Below are 19,996 nucleotides of genomic sequence, written 5' to 3' on the forward strand. Positions count from 1 at the left end.
TCCATGGCTCAACTCGACTCCGGCTAGAGCCAGTGTCGTCTTGTTCACGCTTTGCGGGACCGAAAGATCGCACTGTCTCTCACGTTCCGGCGTAACCCCGGACCTCGCCGGAGCCCATGTCTTCCTTTGCTACGCCGGATGGTCAGCATGACCAGCAACACGACCGGGACGATCAAGAGCCCTTCGGCCAGTTCCGGATCGAGAGGAAAATGCAGTGTATGAAGGGCCTTGAATCCGGCCGACGTCAGGGAGAGCACGTAGTACGAGATGGCGGCAACAGACAGGCCCTCGACCGCATGTTGTAGCCTCAACTGGCTTCGCGCAGTCTGATTCATTCCTTCCAGTAACCGGGTCGTGTCCTCTTCCTGCGCGAGATTGACGCGCGTGCGCAGCAGATCAACTGCTCTCGCCACCCGTCCGGCGAATTGTTCGTGGCGCGCCCAGACGGTCTTGCACGTCTCCATCGCCGGGGCGAAGCGCCGCTCCATGAATTCGGCGATCGTCGGCATCCCTTCGATGCGTTCTTCGCGCAGCTCCTGAATACGGGCAAGCACGAGTTTTTCATAGGCGCGCGACGCGCTGAAGCGCCCGCTCGAGCCCGCCAGCGACTCGATGCGGACTGCAAGATGCGTGAGGCGCACCAGCAGCTCGGCATCGTTACGGCGACCCTGACTCATGTCCATGCTGCGCATTAACGGCTGAAGCGCTGACTGCAATTCGTCGAGACTTCTGCCCAATTCGCGGGCGACCGGCAGCGCCAGCAAGGCCATCATCCTGTATGTCTCGATCTCGTAGAGGCGCTGCAGGAGACGTCCGCCCTGCTCTTCCCGAAAGCCATCGTCGATCACGAGAAACCGCGAGAAGCCGTCGGGCCGGATGGTCCAGTCGCAGTAAGCCTGTCCGCCTCCCAACACCTTGCTGCCCACCAGAACGGGACCGTCGATCCACTGCCGCACGCTCTCGCGTGCCGCGCCGGCTGCGTCGCCCGACACGAGTTCCATCCGGATCGCAACGAACCGCTTGCCTTCAAAACCGCGAAACCATTCAGATGGAACGTGTTCCGACGGCAGATCGGAGAAGTAGTCCGCGTCATGGCGTTGCGCGACAAACGTGAAGGTGGAGAATTCCGTGTGCCTCTCCCACTTCAACTGCTTCTCCTCATTCCAGCGTGCCGAGTAATGCGTCGTTCCGTCGACGGGAACCTCCAGGCTGGTCAGCCTGCACAGCGATCGAAGGAGTTCTTCGTGAATGGAACGGTCACCATCGGAATAGATGGCAAAGTGCGCGAGCGCCACCGATCCGCCGATCCGGAGAAACGGCCGCGCGTGCAACTCGCTCGCGAGGCTGGCGCGCAGGAAATGATCCATAGTTGATCTTCTTTCTGATTGTTATCCGCGTTGCCCGGTATACAGGTCCCGCCTATGTCACCGATGGCACGTGCGTCGCGCGTCGCCGGCCGAATGCCTAGCTGATGGCTCTGATGGCTCTGATGGCTCTGATGGCTCTGATGCCGATGGAGGCGATCGACCTCGACGATCGACACTATCAGGAACTCACGAAGGCGTGGACAAGCCGGTTGAATACCCCTGGGTTTGCGACGTTCATCCCATGCGATGCTCCCGCAATGGTTTGTTTGTCCGCGTAATCGACCCAATCCGCAAGCTTTTCAACGTTGTTGCGAAACATGCGAGGGCTCTTTTCCCCTTCGATCAGCAACGTCCTGCACTTCACATCACGCGCTGCATCGCGTGAGTACGCTGGCAAAGGATCGCGAAACTGCTTCGGAAGCGTGGCGGCGTTGTCGATCGCCATCGTGCGGAAACTGGCGGGACTCTTGCGCCAGAAGCCGGGCATGCTCACCGAATCGACGAAAAGTTCCAGTCCGGCGTCAATCGCACCGCTTTCAATTAAATCAGCGACTTTGGCGCGAAGTACATTGGTCGCAGGTGGCAACGCTGCTTCCGGCGTCTCATCGATTTGCAGCGGGCCACCCGGATCAGCGAGCGTCAGCGTTTTCACCAGCCGCGGGTACTCGCGCGCCACGTGGAATGCCACGCACCCGCCCCGCGAGTGCCCTACCAGATGAACCGGCCCGAGGTCCATTGCCGCAATGAACTCGGCGAGTTCCGCGACATGCGTCTTCCAGCCAAATTCTCCTTGAATGCAGGCATCGTCAGCCGGCCAGTAGTGGCTGAGGCTGACTGAAATGCAGAGGAAATGGTTCGAAAGAAAACCTGTTTGACTGCTCCAATAGCGGTAATCGCAAAGCGATCCGTGCACGAACAGCAGCGGCTCTCCGGAACCGCAAACCATATAGGGCACGCAGATGCCGGAGGGGACGGTCGCAAAGCACAACTCCGGGACGGCAAGTATTGAAGGGTCGGTTCGCGCGTTCATACATGGGCTCCTTTCCAGCACTATGCACGACGCAACAATCTAAGAAAATCGCGTAATATTGATGGTATCTATCGATTTATCTGATACCAATGAAGACACTCGACCTCGACGTTCTGACAATGATTGTGGCTGTGGCCGACACGGGGAACATCAGTCGCGCGGCGGAAGTCGTCCATCGCTCGCAATCGGCGGTAAGCATGCAGATCAAGACGCTCGAAACCGCGCTCGGCAAGCCGCTTTTCGTGCGCAAGCCGAGAAGCGTTATCCCGACGCAAGATGGCGAGGTCTTGCTGACGTTCGCGCGGCGTATGCTCGCTCTGCGCGATGAAGCGTGGGCGGCGGTGGTCCGTCCCGACGTAACTGGCCGAGTCGTCATCGGTGTGCCCGACGACTACGCGTCGTCACTGCTGCCGTCGATCCTCAAGAAATTTTCCGCCACCTACCCGAAGGTCGAGATTCAGGTCGTCGGGCTGCCGAGCGTGGCGCTCGCGCCCATGGTGAAGGACGGATCGGTCGACCTGGTTTGCGCGACACGTGTAAAAGGCCTCTCGGGCGAGTTCATCCGACTCGAACCGATGGTCTGGGCCGCGGCGCCCAGCGCGCATGACATCTGGCACGAGCGGCCGCTGCCGATTGCGGTGTTCCTGCCGGGCAGCGTCGCTCGAGAAAACGCGATCCGCAGTCTTGAACGGGCGAAGATCACCTATCGGACCTCTTACGAGAGCCCGAGCCTGCTGGGCCTTCTCAGCATGGTCGAAGCGGGACTCGCGGTGGCGCCGCTCGCGCGATGTGCGGTTCCCGCCCACCTTACCTTGCTCGGCCATGCGCAGGGCTTGCCCGAGATCGCCGCGCTGGAACTAATACTTGCGCGGAGTGCGAAATCGAAGCGGCCGCCATGTGACTTTCTCGCCGAAAAGATCATGTCGGAACTGCGGCGTTAGTGACGCAAGGAATGCGGCAATCGCCGGTAGGCGTTTCATGCGTCTCCCACGACGGAGAGACTCGCGCCATCGGCCACGGCGGCTTCGAGCGCGTACGGATCGACACCTTCCAGGCAGCCGATATTGACGCGCCACAGCTTAGGGTCCTTGCGTGCGTGATGGAACGGATAGATTCCGCAATGTTTGCAGAAGTAGTGTTTTGCCACGCGGGTATTGAACTGATACAGCGTGAGTGCGTCTTCGCCGGCCCGTGCGCGGCGAACATGGGACCCATCAATGCGCCCTTGCGGCGGCACAGGCTGCAATTGCAACGCGTCGCTGGAACGACGGCCGTGCGGACTTTGAATTTCACTGCGCCGCAGTGGCAGGGCCCATGCAATGCATCGGCGCTCATATAGCTCTCCGCGTTAAGGTGACGTCCACTTTATAGCGCGGCGCCTGCATCGATTTGTGTCGCAATGTATCTGGACGCCGTGCCGATACAAAAAATTGCATATGCCCGGCATGACGAATACAAGCCAGATACGTCCGGACGTTCCAATCACGGGGATGCCAAAGCCCCACAGATAGGGAAAATACTATCCGAAAGCGCTTGCGCAAGCGCTTTCCCTTTCCTACTATCCTGGTGTCCCAGACGACATGCATTCTCACCACGCAGTTGGGTAAAGCGAAAAACTGAACGGACCGTACGCATGCCATTGCGGCGCACGGTAGCAGCGTGCCAGCACGACCCATCCAACTCTCCGGCGTGGCGCGTGCGCGTTCGGTGTTCGACACGATTCGTCAAGGAGTCGGCTGAGTTGAGCACGATGGAAGATGTCGCACGAGCGGCGAATGTCTCGGTATCGACGGTTTCTCACGTCCTGAACGGTACGCGCAAGGTAAGTCCAAAGACCGCGCGCGCGGTCAAGGACGTCATGCAAAGGATCGGTTACGTACCGAACACGCTTGCGCGCGCGCTCGCCGGTTCGGTCTCCAGCACGATCGGGGTGGCCGTCTCCGCATTGACGAACCACTACTTTGGCGAAACCATCCGGGCGATCGAGGCTGCGTGTACAGAACACGGACTGATGACGCTGTTTTCCGATACCCACGACGATCCCGAGCAGGAGTTGAATGTGGTTCGCGCCTTGCACCAACGCCGCGTCGACGGCGTTCTGCTTGTGCCTGCGCCTGATCCGGAATTCCGGACCTTGGAGTATCTCCGCGTCAACAAGATACCGTCGGTATTGATGGATCGTTCCATGTCGTGCGAACTGGACCAGGTGGGCGTCGAAAACAAGCTGTCGTCAATGGAACTTACCTCGCACCTGATGGGACATGGACATCGCCGGATTGGCTTGATCTCCGGTGCGCACGGGCTTTCCACGACTCACGAACGCATTGACGGCTACAGGGCCGCACTTGAGGAGGCAGGCTTGCCGTTCGAAGCATCTCTGGTTTGCTGCGGCCAATCGGGCATCGAAGCGGCGCGTGTCGCGACGTGCCGTCTCCTTGCGCTCGATAGCCCTCCCACTGCAATCGTGGCGGCGAACAACCTGATGACCATTGGCGCCATGCATGCGCTACGTGATGCGCATATCGACGTGCCGCGTCAAATGGCGCTGGTGGGATTCGATGATTTTGACTGGGCGGACTATTTCAACCCCCGCCTGACCGTCATGGCGCAACCGCTGGAGGATCTGGGTGCTCGCGCCGTGGAGTTGCTGATGAGGCGCATCGCAGACCCGGACGGGAACCGCCAGATCGTGCAGCTTGCCCCGACGTTTCATGTCCGCAATTCATGCGGCTGCGTGTGACCGCCATCGCATAACGGTCCCATTGGCTGCCCTGCCCTGCGGCATGCGCAATACGTCGATGGACGCGCGCGCACTGTGGCTTCACGGGATTTTTTTTCATTTCCTGATCCTGCCTCCAGCATCGTTATGAGCTGCTCGCGAAGCGAGAATCAGACCGAAAGCGGTTAAAACGCATGAGTTTGATTTGATATGCCCCAGTTGTTTAGTATTACGTACTAAACAGAAATGCATGGGAAACTGATTGAAAAGTTACAGGCAGTGATCCGGGCGCCACTTTCCGGATCGCATAACTGATTGACAACACATAAAAATCCGGCTTTCGCTTGAAGCCGGTTGCCGGTTCGTGTCTGCCGCCGTAACGGACACGAGGTCTAATATCAGGAGACGAAGACAAATGAAACTGAGAAAGACGAAAATGCTGCTTGCCGTCGCGCTTGCACTGACGGCGATCCCCACCCTCGCGCAGACCTATAGCGAGCCCTTCCGCCCACAGTTCCACTTTTCGCCGGCCACGAACTGGATGAACGACCCGAACGGCATGGTTTTCTACAACGGCACGTTCAACCTGTTCTTTCAGTACAATCCGACCGGCATCACCTGGGGCAATATGTCGTGGGGACATGCGATCGCCCCCGACCTTCTGCACTGGAAGCAACTTCCCGACGCTTTCGACTATACGACGGACGCCAGTGGCCAGGTCAGCCAGATGTTCTACTCCGGCAGCGCCGTGGTGGATGCGGGTAACACCAGCGGCTTCGGAACGAGTAGCAATCCGCCGCTCGTCGCGATTTACACCAGCAATTACCCGATCGCCCAGACGCTCCCGAACGGCACCGTCATTCAGGCCGGTCAGCAGTCTCAGTCGATTGCGTACAGTCAGGATCAGGGAAAGACCTGGACGCAGTACGCCGGAGACCCAGTCATCGCGCTGCCGCCCGGCCCCTATCAGAGCGAATATCAGAACTTCCGGGACCCCAAGGTCTTCTGGTATGCGCCCAGCGGGAAATGGATCATGGTCGCCTCTCTGGCGCTGCTGCACAAGCTGGTTCTGTTCTCTTCGCCGGACCTGAAGAACTGGACCTTCATGAGCGAGTTCGGGCCCGCAAACGCGGTCGGCGGTCTATGGGAATGTCCGGATCTATTCCCGCTGCCGGTCGACGGCAACCCGCAAAACGAAAAGTGGGTGCTTATGTTGGGCATCAATCCGGGATCGCTGCCCGGCGGTTCCGGTACGCAGTACTTTATCGGCAAGTTCGACGGCACGAGTTTTATTGCCGACAGTACAATCGATACTCTGCCGCCGCCCGGCAGCATCGTCTTTCAGGATTTCGAAGGATCGAGCTATAGCGCGATGGGATGGACCGCAACCGGCGGCCTTGCCGGAACCGCGCCCGCTTCCGGAACGCTGCCCAACCAGCAGGTGGTCAGCGGGTTCCAGGGCAATCATCTCGTCAACACCTACATCAACGGCGACGCGACCACAGGAACGTTGACATCGCCCGAGTTCACGATCTGGAAGCCTTACGTCAACTTCCTTGCCGGTGGCGGCTACCATCCGTACGACCCGTCCACCTATGGCACGTCCGCCGACACCGAGGCCGCTATCAACCTGGTGATCAACGGCAAGGTCGTGCAGAGCACCACAGGTTCCAACTCCGAACATCTCGGCTGGAGAAGCTGGGATGTCAGCGGGTATCGTGGGCAAAGTGCGAAGATCGACATCGTCGATAACAATACGAGCGGCTGGGGCCACATTCTGGCGGACGACTTCGTCTTTTCTGACGTTCCGAAACAGGAGGCTAACTGGGTCGACTACGGCCCGGACTTCTATGCGGCCGGCTCATGGAACGGGCTGCCCGAGAACCAGCGCATCGGCATCGGCTGGATGAATAACTGGAACTACGGCGGAAACATCCCTACCAGCCCCTGGCGCAGCGCGATGAGCATTCCGCGTCGGTTCAGCCTGCGCACGATCAACGGCCAGGTCCGCCTCGTGCAGCAACCGGTTTCGAACCTGACGTCTCTTTGGCAGAATGCACTGGTTGGTCCTGCGGGCTCATACACTATTGCTCCCGGTACGACAGCGATGCCCGGCGGCGCGACGGGCAAGACGCTCGATATCTCCGCTCAATTCTCGCCCGGCGGCGCTTCGCAGTTCGGCATCAAGGTCCGGACGGGTTCGAACGGGGAAGAAACGCTGATCGGCTACGACGTCAAGACACGGCAGGTTTTCGTGGACCGTTCGAAGTCGGGGCAGGTCAACTTCGATCCCACCTTCTCGGGCCGCTACACTGCCCCGCTGCTGCCTGATGCAAAGGGGCGCATCACGCTGCGCGTACTGGTGGATTGGTCATCCGTGGAGGTTTTCGCCGGGAATGGCGAAGCTGTATTGACCACGCAGATTTTCCCGTCTGCGACAAGCGATGGGCTGGCGCTCTTTGCCACCGATGGAAACGCGACGCTCGACTCCATCGAGATTCATCCGCTGAAGTCGGCCTGGACGAATTGAGCGCCAAGACGCTCGTCATGATGACCTCTGGGAAAGCGGAGTAACGGAAAAAGCGGAATTGAAATCGGGACAGTTCAAAGCCTGTACTGGCGCTCATATGTTCGGACATATTATGTTCGAACATATAGATCAAGCTATGATTAACCTTGGCGCATCCGAAGCGACCGTTTTGCAGAGAATTTTGCAGAGAAAGATGAACAGGCCGCATTTCGCCGACATCGCACGCGACCTGACCGAAGCCATCGCGTCAGGCCGCTTCCCGGTTGGGTCATACCTGCCGACCGAACTTGAACTGCGCGACCAGTACAAGACCAGTCGGCACACCGTTCGCGCCGCGCTACATGAACTTCAGCAGCTTGGCTTCGTGTCCCGGCGCAAGAATGCGGGTACGCGCGTCGAGTCGGCGCAGCCGAAAAACGACTTTCGGCCTTCGCTTGCGTTGATAGACGATCTTGTTCAGTTCGGCTCCGAGCACCTGCGTGTGGTGCAGTCGAGCGGGGAGATCCTGGCCGTCGGACAGCTGGCCGACGTCTTGCGCTGCGAGCAAGGCACGCACTGGCTGCGCGTGTCGAGCCTGCGCGTCGATCGCGACAGGAAGCAGCCGCCGGTCGGCTGGACCGACGTCTATATCGACCCGGCCTACCTCGATATCGCCGAGACGGCCCGGGCCGAACCGGACATGCTGATCAGTTCGCTCATCGAGGCTCGCTACGGCCGATGCGTCGCGGAGATACAGCAGAACGTGCAGGCGGTGAACGTCTCACCGGAGATGGCCGTGCGGTTGCAGGTGGCGGCAGGCACAGCGGCGCTGGAAATTGTGCGTCGATACATTGACTCGTCAGGCGTCGCATTCGAGGTGTCGATTAGCATCCACCCTGCCGAACGGTTTTCCGTATCGATGAGATTGAGGCGCTCCGAGACATGACAAGCGCACGAGCGCAACGCGATTCCAACTGCCTTAACACTTTGTCCAGCCGACTTCCCGGCAAAGTGTTTTCATGCCAGGAAAACGAACCGTGCCAACACGATCGCATTGAGGATCAGCCCAGCGGCGCATAGCCGCCGGGCTGCAGATTTTCTCCAGCCTGCCAGGGCGGCTATCGCTTTTGTCATGCACCGGGCGCCACGTGCTCAATGCACAGCGCCAGGAGCGAAAGCCCATGTCTGCGGGTGGCACTCGAACGATACGGTGGCGCTATGCTGCTCGAGATGGCTCACGCCGCTTGTCACTTCCGATTCGATCGCGGGCTGCATCCCCTTCTGCTTGCAGTAGCTGGCCGCCGCCGACACCGCCTTCTCGTGCGCGTGCGCCCAGGCGAGGCTGGTGCCGGTCGCCTGCGCCGTCACCATGTAGACGTCGGGTTTGTCGCTCGCCACCACGTCGGTCACCGACGCACAGCCAGTGGCGACACCTGCCGCTATCAGGCCGACAGCTGAACAGGACAGGAAGCTTCGCTTCACATTCGCGCGAATCGCGGCAAGAACATGGACTGCGGTGAGCGGAGATCCGCGAGGTTTCTTCTGCGTAAAAAGGTACGGGATGGACATAGGGGTAAGCTGCCGATACTTCGCGATCGCCGGGTTGCATCGGAAGTAGAAGGCGAATCAGGTAGAACGTGCCGCTGGAGTATCGGCTATTCCGCGCGAATGATCATTGGCGATTTCGCGAACGCAGTTTCCCGCTTTTCGCTACAATTTCCTGTAGTCCGCTGGAAGAAGCGCAATCAGGTGTTGCGGCGGTCCAGAGCGCACTCACGAGCATGAGCGTGTGACAGCGCGGGGCCGCGGAATCTGGATCAAGCCGTTCGCTGCGCAGAACACGGGCTGCCCGAATTTTTGCTATTATCGAAAACTGCATTCAGAGTCGGAATCACACCGACGCCAACCTGCCCCTCCCAGGCAAGGTGGAAGCCTTCTTTTAAGGCAATGCGGCCGATAGTCGGCAACGAAGCGGGAGCGACATAGCTTGCACCGGTTCGATTCATCTCTTTCCGGAGTCGCTATGCATCACGAAACATCTTGCCCAACTTCCTCAACCGGCGCCGGTGGTGCTGAGGACGATTTCGAACATTGCCTGCCGGGTTTTCAGTTGACCCATATCCTGAACGTCGTATCCGGTCCGGATCTGGACATCGTCGATCAGATTCTGGACTGCATAAAAGAGGAGCAAGCTTCCGTTTCCGACTGGACGATAGTACGCAGAGGAGATCTGCTGGACCAGCGAATCAGCTTGCAAGGCACCAGCGAACTCCGCGTCCGAACCGTGCGCGAACAGCTGTTGCGGCTCGATAAAGGACTCCGGATTCGCCTTGAACACCAATTCAACCGGCAACAGCCCCCGAACGTGGAGTCGCCCGCACGCCGATGAGCGCCGAAGGGAGCGCCTGGCCAGCTACTCGTTGCCTTGTCTCTGAGCAGTTCGCGGGGTTCCCGAAGGCGCGAGCACCAAAGGCACGGATGGTGCATTCTCTCCTCTGCAATTGGCGTCTTGAGACAGTTTTCGAATGCCTCGCTCCCGGCAATATAGGCCAGGCCAATTCAGCGTATGGCGTTTCACGGCCGCCATTGATTCGTGTCAGTATTGCGGCTCAGATGATGCGTTCGAGGTAATGGAGAGCCGTGGGCTCTATTTAATGTAATGATGAAATGCAAATTCGGACATTCAAAATCGATGTGGGCATAGCTAGAATTTGCGGCGCCCGGCAGCATGCCTCTCTTCGGCCTGGCTGCGGCAGCTTGAGCGCAAGTCTGGTTGCATGCGGACTCCCTGAGCGCGCGGCGCAAACGAGGAAGCGGGCCCATAAGAGCGGGTGAATCAAACCCTCGTCAGTCTTTCAATTCTGTTTGTTTTATTTCAAACATTACAGTATTAAAATCATGTCGCTTGTTGCGGCGCGCTGAAGCGAAAAACATCGAACGAAGAGATATGCAGGGGAAGCCGAAGACCATGCGGATTTGCGTTTCTTATGAAAATTCCTTGAGTCGCTTGCCGTCAGCATTGCGGCAGGCTGCCGGGAGTAGCGGACAATGACGGCCCATTCGCTGTCGGCTTGCCAATGGCTGCTGATGACTGTGTGTTGTTTCGCCATGATTTATGGCGTGTTTGCCGCTTTGGCGACACCCATCTTTCGCACAGAACGAACCGGGGACGAGCTCACTGACACGCCAGGACTGGCTCCTGCCGTCAGCGTGCTCAAGCCGCTCTGCGGTGCGGAGCCTCGGCTGTATGAAAACCTCGCGACGTTTTGTCAGCAGACTCATCCGTGTTTCCAGCTTTTATTCGGCGTGTCGTCGCCGAACGATCCGGCGATTGCCGTCGTTCGGCGTTTGCAGGCTGCATATCCGCAGATCGATATAGAGCTTGCGATCAATGCAAGCGTGCATGGCAGCAACCTCAAGGTCAGCAACCTGATCAATATGGCCGGGCTGGCGCGGCACGACATCATTGTGATTGCCGATAGCGACATCGCTGTCGAACCGGACTACCTGACAACGGTGTCGGCACCGCTGGCCGATCCGGAGGTGGGTGTCGTGACCTGCCTTTATCGCGCGCAGGGTGTCGGCGGTTTCTGGCCGCGTGTCGGCGCGCTGTTTATCAACGAATGGTTCGCGCCTTCGGTACGTGTCGCCCACGCGGGCGGCTCGCGCCGCTTCGGATTCGGTGCGACCCTGGTGCTGCGTTGCGCGACCCTCGCCCGTATCGGCGGATTCGCGGCAATCAAGGACTCGCTGGCGGACGACTACTGGCTCGCCGAACATGTCCGCGAACTGGGCCTTCGCACGGTCCTGTCGGAGGTAACGGTGGCCACCGACGTGATCGAACCCACGTTCGCGACGTTGTGGCAGCGCGAAACACGTTGGTTGCGCACTATCCGGTCAGTCAACCGGTTCGGCTTCGCGAGCCTCTTCATCACGTTCACGACACCGTGGCTGATCGCCGGCGCGCTGCTTGCGCTTCGTTTCCAGACGGGCGCGGAGGCCGGCTTGCATCCGCTCGCGGCCAAGGCGATGGTGATCGGTACAATCGTGAGCGCGATGGCGCGCGTGCTGTTGCATGCGCGCAGTGCGCGCCACTCGCGCTCCTTCTGGCGCGACCTGCCGCTGGTCCCGCTGCGCGATATCCTGCTGGCTGTACAGTGGCTGGCTGCGGCATTCGGCTCGAACGTGATGTGGCGCGGCGAGCGCGTGCCAGTGGATAATCGCGTCACGCGGCCCCGCCCGAGGATCATGAAAGCGTCCGACGGCAGATAGGCATTCAAGTACGAACCGGCGCGCGATCAGGCCGGTACAGCATCATTCACATATTCAATCATTGCATCCAAAGCTGATAGGCTGAGCATTCATGAAAACCCTGTTCTTGCAGGCGCCGTCGTACGACGGTTTCGATGGTGGCGCGGGTTCGCGCTATCAGGCCAAGCGTGAAATCCGCTCGTTCTGGTATCCGACGTGGCTCGCGCAGCCCGCCGCGCTGATCCCCGACAGCCGCGTGCTCGACGCCCCGGCCGACAGCCTGTCCGTCGAAGCCTCGCTCGAGATCGCGCAGCAATACGATCTGGTGATCATCCACACCAGCACGCCGTCCTTTCCCACCGACGCCCTGTTCGCCGAGGACCTCAAGAAGCGCAAGCCTTCGGTGCTGATCGGCATGGTCGGCGCGAAGGTCGCGGTCGACCCGCACAATTCGCTGACCGCCAGTGAGGCGATCGATTTCGTCGGCCGCGAAGAGTTCGATTTCACCTGCCAGGAAGTGGCCGAGGGCAAGCCGTTCGCCGACATCAAGGGGCTGAGCTATCGCGCCCGCGACGGCTCGATCGAGCACAACGAAGCGCGCCCGATCCTCGAGAACATGGACGAGCTGCCGTTCGTCGCGCCGGTCTACAAGCGCGACCTGACGATCGACAACTACTTCATCGGCTATCTGAAGCATCCGTACGTGTCGATCTACACGGGCCGCGGCTGCCGCTCGAAGTGCACCTTCTGCCTGTGGCCGCAGACAGTGGGCGGCCACCGCTACCGCACGCGGTCGGTGGAGAACGTGCTCGAGGAAGTGAAGTGGATTCGCGACAACATGCCTGAAGTCAGGGAGATCATGTTCGACGACGACACCTTCACCGACTTCAAGCCGCGCGTCGAGGAAATCGCCCGCGGGCTGGGCAAGCTGGGCGTGACGTGGTCGTGCAACGCGAAGGCGAACGTGCCGTACCCGACGCTGAAGATCATGAAGGAAAACGGCCTGCGCCTGTTGCTGGTGGGCTATGAATCGGGCGACGACCAGATCCTGCTGAACATCAAGAAGGGGTTGCGCACCGACATTGCGCGCCGTTTCAGCGACGACTGCCGCAAGCTCGGCATCAAGATTCACGGCACCTTCATTCTGGGGCTGCCGGGCGAGACGCAGGACACGATCCAGAAGACCATCGAGTACGCGAAAGAGATCAATCCGCACACGATCCAGGTGTCGCTCGCCGCGCCGTATCCGGGCACGACGCTCTATAACCAGGCGGTCGAGAACGGCTGGCTCGAAGAGAACAAGGTCATCAATCTCGTCAGCAAGGAAGGGGTGCAGCTCGCGGCGATCGGCTATCCGCATCTGTCGCGCGACGAGATCTACCACCAGCTCGAGAACTTCTACAAGCGCTTCTATTTCCGTCCGTCGAAGATCTGGGAAATCCTGCGCGAGATGCTGACGAGCTGGGACATGATGAAACGGCGCCTGCGCGAAGGCGTCGAATTCTTCCGGTTCCTGCGCGCCCACCAAGCGTGATGGAGAGCGTCTCCGGTGGTCGCGTGCAGCCGCATCGGCAACCGCAGCGCCGGCTGATCATCACGGCTGACGACTTCGGTCTGCATCCGCGTGTCAACGAAGCGGTCGAGCTTGCTTGCCGGCACGGCGTGCTGACCGCGGCGAGCCTGATGGTCGGCGCGCCCGCCGTACAGGACGCCGTCCAGCGGGCGCGGAGTCTGCCGGGCCTGCGGGTCGGCCTGCATCTGGTGCTGGCGGACGGCGCGGCAACGCTGCCGCGCGCGATGATCCCGGCATTGGTCGACGCCCAGGGGATGTTCGGCGACAACATGGTGCGCGACGGCTTCCGCTTCTTCTTTCTGCCACACGTGCGCGCGCAACTCGCGATGGAAATCCGCGCCCAATTCGATGCTTTCGCGCGTACGGGTTTGCCGCTCGATCACGTCAATACGCACAAGCACTTTCATATGCACCCGACCGTACTCTCGCTGATCCTGGAGATCGGCAAAGAGTACGGCATGCGCGCGATGCGCCTGCCTTGCGAGTCCGATACGCCGCTGTGGCTCAAACCCTGGGTTTCGCATATGCGCGCACGGCTCGATCAGGCCGCGATTGCGCACAACGACTACGTGGTCGGGATCGCCCGCACGGGACAGATGGATGAGAGCACGCTGCTCGAGGCGATCGCGCGCCTGCCTGCCGGCGTCGGCGAAATCTACTGTCACCCCGCCTCGCCCGGAGAGGGTGCGCTCACGGCGGGCATGCGGACCTACCGGCATACGGACGAACTCGCTGCGCTGCTGTCCACGCGTGTCGCGGCGGCGCTCGATGCGGCGGGCGCCGTGCGCGGCGGTTTTGCCGACCTGTCTGCAGACCGCTGGCAAACCGCATGAAGTGGCTCAAATGGGCCGGTCTTCCGATCGGCATCGGCGTACTGCTCGCCCTCGCCTTGCATCGCGGCGTCGGCGACGTGATGCAAGTGATCGGAGGGGCTGGGTTCGCCCTGTTATGGCTCGTGCCGCTGCATGCGGTCCCGCTATTGCTGGACGCCCATGCGTGGCGGCTTCTGCTCGACAAGCGGGCGCCGCTCCGGTTTCTCTGGTGGGTCGCAACCGTACGTGAGGCTGTGAGCCGTTTGATGCCGGTTGCGAGCATCGGCGGCGAGATTGTCGGCATCCGGCTGGCGCGATGGCGCGTGCCCGACACCTGTCGCGTGAGCGCATCGGTCATCGTCGAGGTACTCGTGACAATGGCCGTTCAGTACGCGTTTTCCGCGCTGGGTATCGTGCTGATCGTCGTGTCGGCGCAGCAGGCCGATGCATTGCGGAGCATCGGCGTGGCGTTTCTGCTATCCATTCCGCTGCCGGTCATGGCAATCGTGGTCGCCCGCCGTGGCGGCATTTTTCAGGCGATTGAGCGCTGGGCGGCGGGCTTGCTGGGCGACACGCATCCGCTGCTGCGGGGCATCGACGGCAGGCAGCTCGACGTGGAGATCGATGCGCTGATGTCGCGCGGCGGGTTGTTGCTGCGCAGTTTCCTGTGGCAGTTTGCCGGCTACGCGCTGGGCGCGCTCGAGACTTACTGGGCACTTGCGATGCTTGGGCATCCCGTGTCGCTGAGCGGCGCGCTTGCGATAGAGGCGATTACCCAGGCGGTCCGGCATGCGGCATTTTTCATTCCTGCCGGGCTCGGGGTGCAGGATGCCGCGGTGGTGTTGCTCGCCCAGATGTTCGGTGTCGATCGCGACGCGGCGCTTTCGTTAGCGTTGGTCAAGCGGATGCGCGAGATCGTGTTCGGGTGCATTGCGCTTGCTTCGTGGCAACTGGCCGAGGTCGTCCGTTCGCGAGGCGGTGCGGCGCCGAGCGGGGCACGCAGGGCACGTGAGACGCGTGGTTCGACGCTTCAGTAATCGTCAGGCCAGCCTTGTTCGCCGATCAGCGGCACAAAAAGCACATCGCCCAGTATCTCTTCATCGAACTGGGTTTCACTGGTGCGCGTCAACCTGACGAGCCTCTGGCGCACCCGTCCGACCGGCATGACAATGCGCCCGCCAGGCGCCAACTGATCGAGCCATGATTGCGGAACCCGCGGCCCTCCCGCCGCGGCAATGACCGCGTCGAACGGCGCGCGCTCAGACAAACCCAGCGTGCCGTCGGCATGATGCACGTCGACGTTGTCATAGCCCAGTTCCGCCAGCACGACGCGTGCGCGCTGCGCGAGCGAGAAAAGACGTTCGACGCTATCCACGTGAGCGGCAAGCCGCGCGAGCACGGCGGCTGCATAACCGGAGCCCGTGCCGACGTCGAGCACGCGATCGCCCGCTTTGATCGCCGCCGCTTCGATCATTCTTGCGACCACGGCCGGCTGCGAGATCGTTTGCCCTTCGCCGATCGGCAACGGCGTATCGCTGTACGCGAACTCAGCGAGCGTTTCCGGGACGAACCGGTGCCTCGGCACTTCCCGCATCGCCTGCAGCACGCGCGTGTCGTAAATGCCCCGGGCTCGCAGTTGACGCTCGACCATCCGGTTGCGTGCGTCGTCGAAATTTTCCATGACTTCAGTCGGCAAGGCTCGCCGTTGTTCAGCGGCGGCAAAGGCCGCCGGTACATCAGATTACCAGCATTGCGTGCACCCGCGCCGCCCAGGCAAAGCGCATCTATTGCGGGTCACTACCCACATCTTTCGGCGGACATTCCTACTTCTGGCCGCCGCCTGTCCAGGCAAGAATACAAGTGGGAGGCTGGCGCCCAGCTCCGGTCTCCCCTATTCGGGAGGCCAACATGAGACGCCTGTACTTCTTGCTGCCTCACGCGCAAAGCGCGAAGGCGATCGCCAACGAACTCTTGTTGGAGCGGATCGAATGGCGCCACATTCACGTGCTCGCCCGACATGACGTGCCGCTCGAGGATTTGCCGGAAGCCACGCTGACGCAGCGCAGCGACCTGCTGCCAGCGCTCGCGCGAGGGACGGCCGCGGGCGGCTGCGTGGGGATGCTGGCGGGCCTGGTCGCATTGGTCTTTCCGCCCGCCGGTCTGACGATTGCGGGCGGCGCCCTGGTTGCGATCACGCTCGCCGGCGCGGGATTCGGCGCGTGGGTGGCGCCGATGATCGGCGTCGACGTGCCGAACACGCGGTTGAAGCGGTTCGAAGAAGCGATCGCGCGAGGCGAACTGCTGATGCTGGTCGACGTCTCACGGGATCGCGTCGAGGAAATCGAACAGCTGGTCAAGCTTCACCACGCGGAGGCTGACATCCAGGGAACCGATCCGACCATCCCTGCGTTTCCATAACCGTTGCCGCTGCGGCGCGCGACATCAAGCAACCGATCGCCGAGTCGACAGCAGCATCGGTATCCGCGCGAACCGGAGGACCGGCGCGACGAGAGCGCGTATCCCTGATCGCCGTCTTTCGAGGCGGCGGCGTCGCGTCAAATGGTCGCTTCGATAAGTCTCGGGCCGCGCTGCTTCATGGCTGAAGCAAACGCCGCCTCGAAGGTTCCTCGCGACTCGGCGCGCACCGCCTCGACGCCCATGCCCTTGGCCAAGGCGACCCAGTCGAGCGCGGGATTCTGCAGATCGAACATCGACGCCGCGAGTGCGCCTTCGGAGGATGCCCCCACGCGCGTCAATTCGTTGCTCAAAATCCTGTATCCGCGATTCGCATAGATCACTGTCACGACGTCGACATTCTCCCGCGCCTGTGTCCAGAGCGACTGCAGGATGTACATCGCGCTGCCGTCGCCCTGAAGCGTGACGACCTTGCGGTCGGGACAGGCAATACCCGCGCCGGTGGACACGGCCATCATGCTGCCGATCGCGCCACCCGTCAGGTTCAGGAAGTCATGCGGCGCGGCGGACTCCGTCAACCCATAGTGGGGGAATCCCGATGACAACGATTCGTCCGCGAGGATAGCCTGCTCCGGCAGATGTTTCGCGACGACCTGCATGATGAATTCCGCATCCAGACTGCCGCTGCGCGAAAATTCGCCCGGCTTGCGAGCGTTGACCGGTACGAAAGACTGCCCGGCTCCGAGCGCGTCGACCAGCGCTTCCAGTGCGGTCGTGCCGTCCTCGTGAGGATGCGCGAGCACAGCGAGGCGGCATCCGTCGGGCGTCAGCCAGCTCGGTTTGTCTGGATAAGCGAAAAAGCTCACGGGTGGTTGCGCGCCAGCCAGCACGATCAGTTCAACACCCGCCAGATGCTCGATGACCTGCTCGGCGAAGTAGGGAAGCCTTTCGACAACCACGCGCCCCGCGCCTCTTTGCAGCCGTGGCGCAAACGTGTCGCACAGCAGGCGTGCACCGGTTCTTGCGGCAATTTTCCCCGCTGCGCGGAGTCCTTTCTCGCGGAGAACTTCGCCGCGCATCAGCACGGCGGTTTTGACGCCGCTGCGCATCAGGCGGGCGATGCTCTCGACCGTCTCTGCGGCGACGGGTGCCGGCGCAGGCTTTGGCAGCGGCGCCGCGATGCTGTCCGCTGGGTCCCACGCCGTATCGGCAGGCAGAATCAGCGTCGCGATCCTGCCCGGCGCCTCCATCGACGCTTGCACGGCGCGCGCCGCGTCCGCGCCGACCGTGCGTGCGCTGGTCGATGAATGAATCCAGTCGGACACGGGCCGCGCGAATCCCTTGATATCGGATGAAAGCGGCGCGTCGTAGCGAGCATGCGAGGCGGCATGATCGCCCACGATGTTGACGATCGGGCTCGACGCCCGCCGGGCATTGTGCAGGTTGGCGAGGCCATTGGCGAGACCGGGCCCCAAATGCAGCAGCGTGCTGGCCGGCTTGCCGGCCATTCTCGCGTAGCCGTCGGCGGCGCCAGTGACTACGCCTTCGAACAGCCCCAGAACCGGTCGCATGCCTTCAACCGAATCGAGTGCCGCGACGAAATGCATTTCCGATGTTCCCGGATTCCCGAAACAAACCTCCACGCCGCTCGCAATCAGCGAGCGCAACAGACTTTCAGCGCCGTTCATAGTCATGACCTCTGGTCGTCAAATCACAATCCGCTCTGCCGCAGCGCCCCCGAAACTTCGATTCAAAGGGCGCCGGACGGCAGTCCATGCTGGATCGTACGGACCGAGCTAGTATGTAAAAATACTGTGCAAATAGAATCTTTGTTACGTCATGCGCAAGAATCTTGACTACGGTTTGCTGCATGCGATGACCGCTTTTGTGCGCGTGGTCGACTCGGGCAGCTTTACAGCGGCGGCATCGCAAATGGAACTGACCACAGCGCAGATATCGCGGCTCGTGTCAGATCTGGAGAATCGGCTACAGACGAAACTGCTGCAACGGACCACCCGGCGCCTTGCGCTGACGAGCGTGGGCGAGCGTTACGTGAACGAGTGCAAGAGCATCCTAGAGTTGGTCGCGGAAGCCGAAAGTAACGCTGCCGGCGCTGCCGTACAGCCTTCGGGCCGCTTGCGCGTGCTGTGCATGACCAGCTTCGGCAACCGCTACGTCGTGCCGCTCGTCTCCGAGTACTGCGCGCGCTATCCGCAGGTGACCGTGGAATACAGCACGTCCCAGTACGTGCCGGACCTGCTTGCCGAAGGCGTTGACGTTAGCGTGTACCTTGCCCAGCGGCTGCCGGACTCCGGCCTCGTGGCGCAGCGGCTCGGCGCAACGTTTGCGGTGCTGTGCGCCGCGCCTGCATACCTTGCCCTGCACGGCACGCCAAAGCATCCGCGCGAACTGGCCGATCATGCGTGCCTGCGTCTCGTCAACCCCTCTATTACTTCTCACTGGGAGCTGGTCGACGGCAAGCAGGTCTGCTCGCTCGATCCAACCGGACCAGTAGTCGGGGACAACCCGGAGGTGGTGCTGCACAGCGTGCTGAGTGCGCTCGGCATCGCGATGTTGCCGTGCTATGCAGTGGTCGATGCGTTGCGCGAGGGTACGCTCGTCCAAGTGCTGCCGCGCTGGCGGTCGCGTGAAATAGGCGTTTTCATGCTGATCCCGTCGAGGCGTTTTCTGGAAGCGAAAACGCGCGCGTGGCTCGATATGCTAAAGGCCAGGATATCGGTGGCGCTTGAACGCGACACTGGGTTTTTCGATCGTGACGAGCCTGGCGCTCGGTATCCGCGGAAAGATCGCGATTCAAACAACTTGACGAGTTGATTCAGGTCCAGCGTTTCATGGTCGCCCAACGGCAGGCGTCGTGTTGACGAATACGGACGCCCCGCAGTGGAAACCACCTATCCTTAAGAGGCCCAGTTGGGCGTCAATCAGGAAGGAGGATGACCATGCGCATGCTTCTCAACATACGAATACCCCATGAACCGTTCAACACTTTTGTGCGCGAAGGCACTGTCGGGGAAGTGATGGCGAGGATTCTCGAAGAGGCGAAGCCGGAGGCCGCCTACTTTACCGAGCAAAATGGCACACGCGGAGCAATACTCGTTGTCAATATCGATGATCCGTCGGAGATTCCCGCATTCGCGGAACCCTGGTTTCTGAAATTCAACGCCGACTGCGAGTTCCGCGTCGTGATGGTGCCGGAGGACCTCAAAAAAGCCGGGTTGGAGAGTCTCGGATGGAAATGGAAATAGCGCCGGCAATGGGAAGACCCAGCTAATTCCGCAAGCGCCTTTGCTCAGCAACGC

General features: G+C 61.1%; 17 protein-coding genes, 1 pseudogene and 1 riboswitch. Of the genes and pseudogenes, 12 read left to right on the forward strand and 6 right to left on the reverse strand.

The window, feature by feature from the left end:
• Window positions 1-44: 44 nt before the first annotated feature.
• Together AC07WT_RS31140 and AC07WT_RS31145 are read right to left on the reverse strand one after the other, a co-directional pair.
• A complete protein-coding gene (locus AC07WT_RS31140; protein WP_494949932.1) occupies window positions 45-1,367 on the reverse strand; it encodes a DUF3422 family protein in 1,323 nt (440 codons plus the stop codon).
• 178 nt (window positions 1,368-1,545) lie between these two features.
• Window positions 1,546-2,397 carry an alpha/beta fold hydrolase gene (locus AC07WT_RS31145; RefSeq protein ID WP_494949933.1) on the reverse strand — a complete coding sequence of 284 codons (852 nt, stop codon included), beginning with the start codon at window positions 2,395-2,397 and terminating at the stop codon, window positions 1,546-1,548.
• An 89-nt stretch (window positions 2,398-2,486) separates the two neighbouring features.
• Here AC07WT_RS31145 and AC07WT_RS31150 point away from each other — a divergent pair, with 89 nt between their 5' ends.
• Window positions 2,487-3,338 carry a LysR substrate-binding domain-containing protein gene (locus AC07WT_RS31150; RefSeq protein ID WP_494949934.1) on the forward strand — a complete coding sequence of 284 codons (852 nt, stop codon included), beginning with the start codon at window positions 2,487-2,489 and terminating at the stop codon, window positions 3,336-3,338.
• Between the two features lie 35 nt (window positions 3,339-3,373).
• On the opposite strand, the pseudogene AC07WT_RS31155 reads toward AC07WT_RS31150, so the two are convergent.
• Window positions 3,374-3,732: pseudogene (locus tag AC07WT_RS31155) on the reverse strand (GFA family protein).
• A 64-nt stretch (window positions 3,733-3,796) separates the two neighbouring features.
• On the opposite strand from AC07WT_RS31155, the gene AC07WT_RS31160 reads away from it, so the two are divergent.
• From AC07WT_RS31160 to AC07WT_RS31170, 3 genes are all read left to right on the forward strand, one after another.
• A complete protein-coding gene (locus tag AC07WT_RS31160) occupies window positions 3,797-5,137 on the forward strand; it encodes a LacI family DNA-binding transcriptional regulator (protein WP_494949935.1) in 1,341 nt (446 codons plus the stop codon).
• 394 nt (window positions 5,138-5,531) lie between these two features.
• Complete coding sequence (locus tag AC07WT_RS31165) at window positions 5,532-7,646, forward strand: glycoside hydrolase family 32 protein (RefSeq protein ID WP_494949936.1); 2,115 nt, start codon at window positions 5,532-5,534, stop codon at window positions 7,644-7,646.
• A gap of 193 nt (window positions 7,647-7,839) precedes the next feature.
• A complete protein-coding gene (locus tag AC07WT_RS31170; RefSeq protein ID WP_494951087.1) occupies window positions 7,840-8,571 on the forward strand; it encodes a GntR family transcriptional regulator in 732 nt (243 codons plus the stop codon).
• A gap of 206 nt (window positions 8,572-8,777) precedes the next feature.
• On the opposite strand, the gene AC07WT_RS31175 is transcribed toward AC07WT_RS31170, so the two are convergent.
• Window positions 8,778-9,194 (reverse strand): hypothetical protein, encoded by a 417-nt coding sequence (locus AC07WT_RS31175; protein ID WP_494949937.1) that lies wholly within the window; start codon window positions 9,192-9,194, stop codon window positions 8,778-8,780.
• Window positions 9,195-9,495: 301 nt separating this feature from the next.
• A riboswitch (SAM-I-IV-variant riboswitch) is annotated at window positions 9,496-9,606 on the forward strand.
• Window positions 9,607-9,648: 42 nt separating this feature from the next.
• Here AC07WT_RS31175 and AC07WT_RS31180 point away from each other — a divergent pair.
• From AC07WT_RS31180 to AC07WT_RS31200, 5 genes are all read left to right on the forward strand, one after another.
• Window positions 9,649-10,014: a hypothetical protein gene (locus tag AC07WT_RS31180; protein ID WP_494949938.1), complete on the forward strand. Its 366-nt coding sequence runs from the start codon at window positions 9,649-9,651 to the stop codon at window positions 10,012-10,014.
• 659 nt (window positions 10,015-10,673) lie between these two features.
• On the forward strand, window positions 10,674-11,897 hold the full coding sequence (gene hpnI, locus AC07WT_RS31185) for a bacteriohopanetetrol glucosamine biosynthesis glycosyltransferase HpnI (RefSeq protein ID WP_494949939.1): 1,224 nt from the start codon (window positions 10,674-10,676) through the stop codon (window positions 11,895-11,897).
• Between the two features lie 91 nt (window positions 11,898-11,988).
• A complete protein-coding gene (gene hpnJ, locus AC07WT_RS31190) occupies window positions 11,989-13,410 on the forward strand; it encodes a hopanoid biosynthesis associated radical SAM protein HpnJ (RefSeq protein WP_494946745.1) in 1,422 nt (473 codons plus the stop codon).
• A complete protein-coding gene (hpnK, locus tag AC07WT_RS31195) occupies window positions 13,410-14,282 on the forward strand; it encodes a hopanoid biosynthesis-associated protein HpnK (protein ID WP_494949940.1) in 873 nt (290 codons plus the stop codon). Before hpnJ ends, hpnK begins: the two co-directional genes overlap by 1 nt.
• Window positions 14,279-15,298, forward strand: a complete 1,020-nt coding sequence (locus AC07WT_RS31200) for a lysylphosphatidylglycerol synthase domain-containing protein (protein WP_494949941.1) — start codon at window positions 14,279-14,281, stop codon at window positions 15,296-15,298. The genes hpnK and AC07WT_RS31200 overlap by 4 nt, the downstream gene beginning before the upstream one ends.
• On the opposite strand, the gene AC07WT_RS31205 is transcribed toward AC07WT_RS31200, so the two are convergent.
• On the reverse strand, window positions 15,292-15,942 hold the full coding sequence (locus AC07WT_RS31205) for a protein-L-isoaspartate(D-aspartate) O-methyltransferase (protein WP_492596265.1): 651 nt from the start codon (window positions 15,940-15,942) through the stop codon (window positions 15,292-15,294). The genes AC07WT_RS31200 and AC07WT_RS31205 overlap by 7 nt on opposite strands.
• A 227-nt stretch (window positions 15,943-16,169) precedes the next feature.
• Here AC07WT_RS31205 and AC07WT_RS31210 point away from each other — a divergent pair, with 227 nt between their 5' ends.
• A complete protein-coding gene (locus AC07WT_RS31210; protein WP_492596264.1) occupies window positions 16,170-16,679 on the forward strand; it encodes a DUF1269 domain-containing protein in 510 nt (169 codons plus the stop codon).
• A gap of 137 nt (window positions 16,680-16,816) precedes the next feature.
• Here AC07WT_RS31210 and AC07WT_RS31215 read toward each other — a convergent pair whose 3' ends face one another.
• Window positions 16,817-18,364 (reverse strand): acetolactate synthase large subunit, encoded by a 1,548-nt coding sequence (locus AC07WT_RS31215; RefSeq protein ID WP_494951088.1) that lies wholly within the window; start codon window positions 18,362-18,364, stop codon window positions 16,817-16,819.
• Between the two features lie 151 nt (window positions 18,365-18,515).
• Between AC07WT_RS31215 and AC07WT_RS31220 the strand changes: the two genes are divergently transcribed.
• Together AC07WT_RS31220 and AC07WT_RS31225 are read left to right on the forward strand one after the other, a co-directional pair.
• Window positions 18,516-19,511, forward strand: a complete 996-nt coding sequence (locus AC07WT_RS31220; RefSeq protein WP_494949942.1) for a LysR family transcriptional regulator — start codon at window positions 18,516-18,518, stop codon at window positions 19,509-19,511.
• A 125-nt stretch (window positions 19,512-19,636) separates the two neighbouring features.
• Window positions 19,637-19,942 carry a panthothenate synthetase gene (locus AC07WT_RS31225; RefSeq protein WP_494949943.1) on the forward strand — a complete coding sequence of 102 codons (306 nt, stop codon included), beginning with the start codon at window positions 19,637-19,639 and terminating at the stop codon, window positions 19,940-19,942.
• The last annotated feature ends 54 nt before the right edge of the window (window positions 19,943-19,996 follow it).

The organism is Paraburkholderia sp. GW821-FHT02A12, from assembly GCF_059422005.1.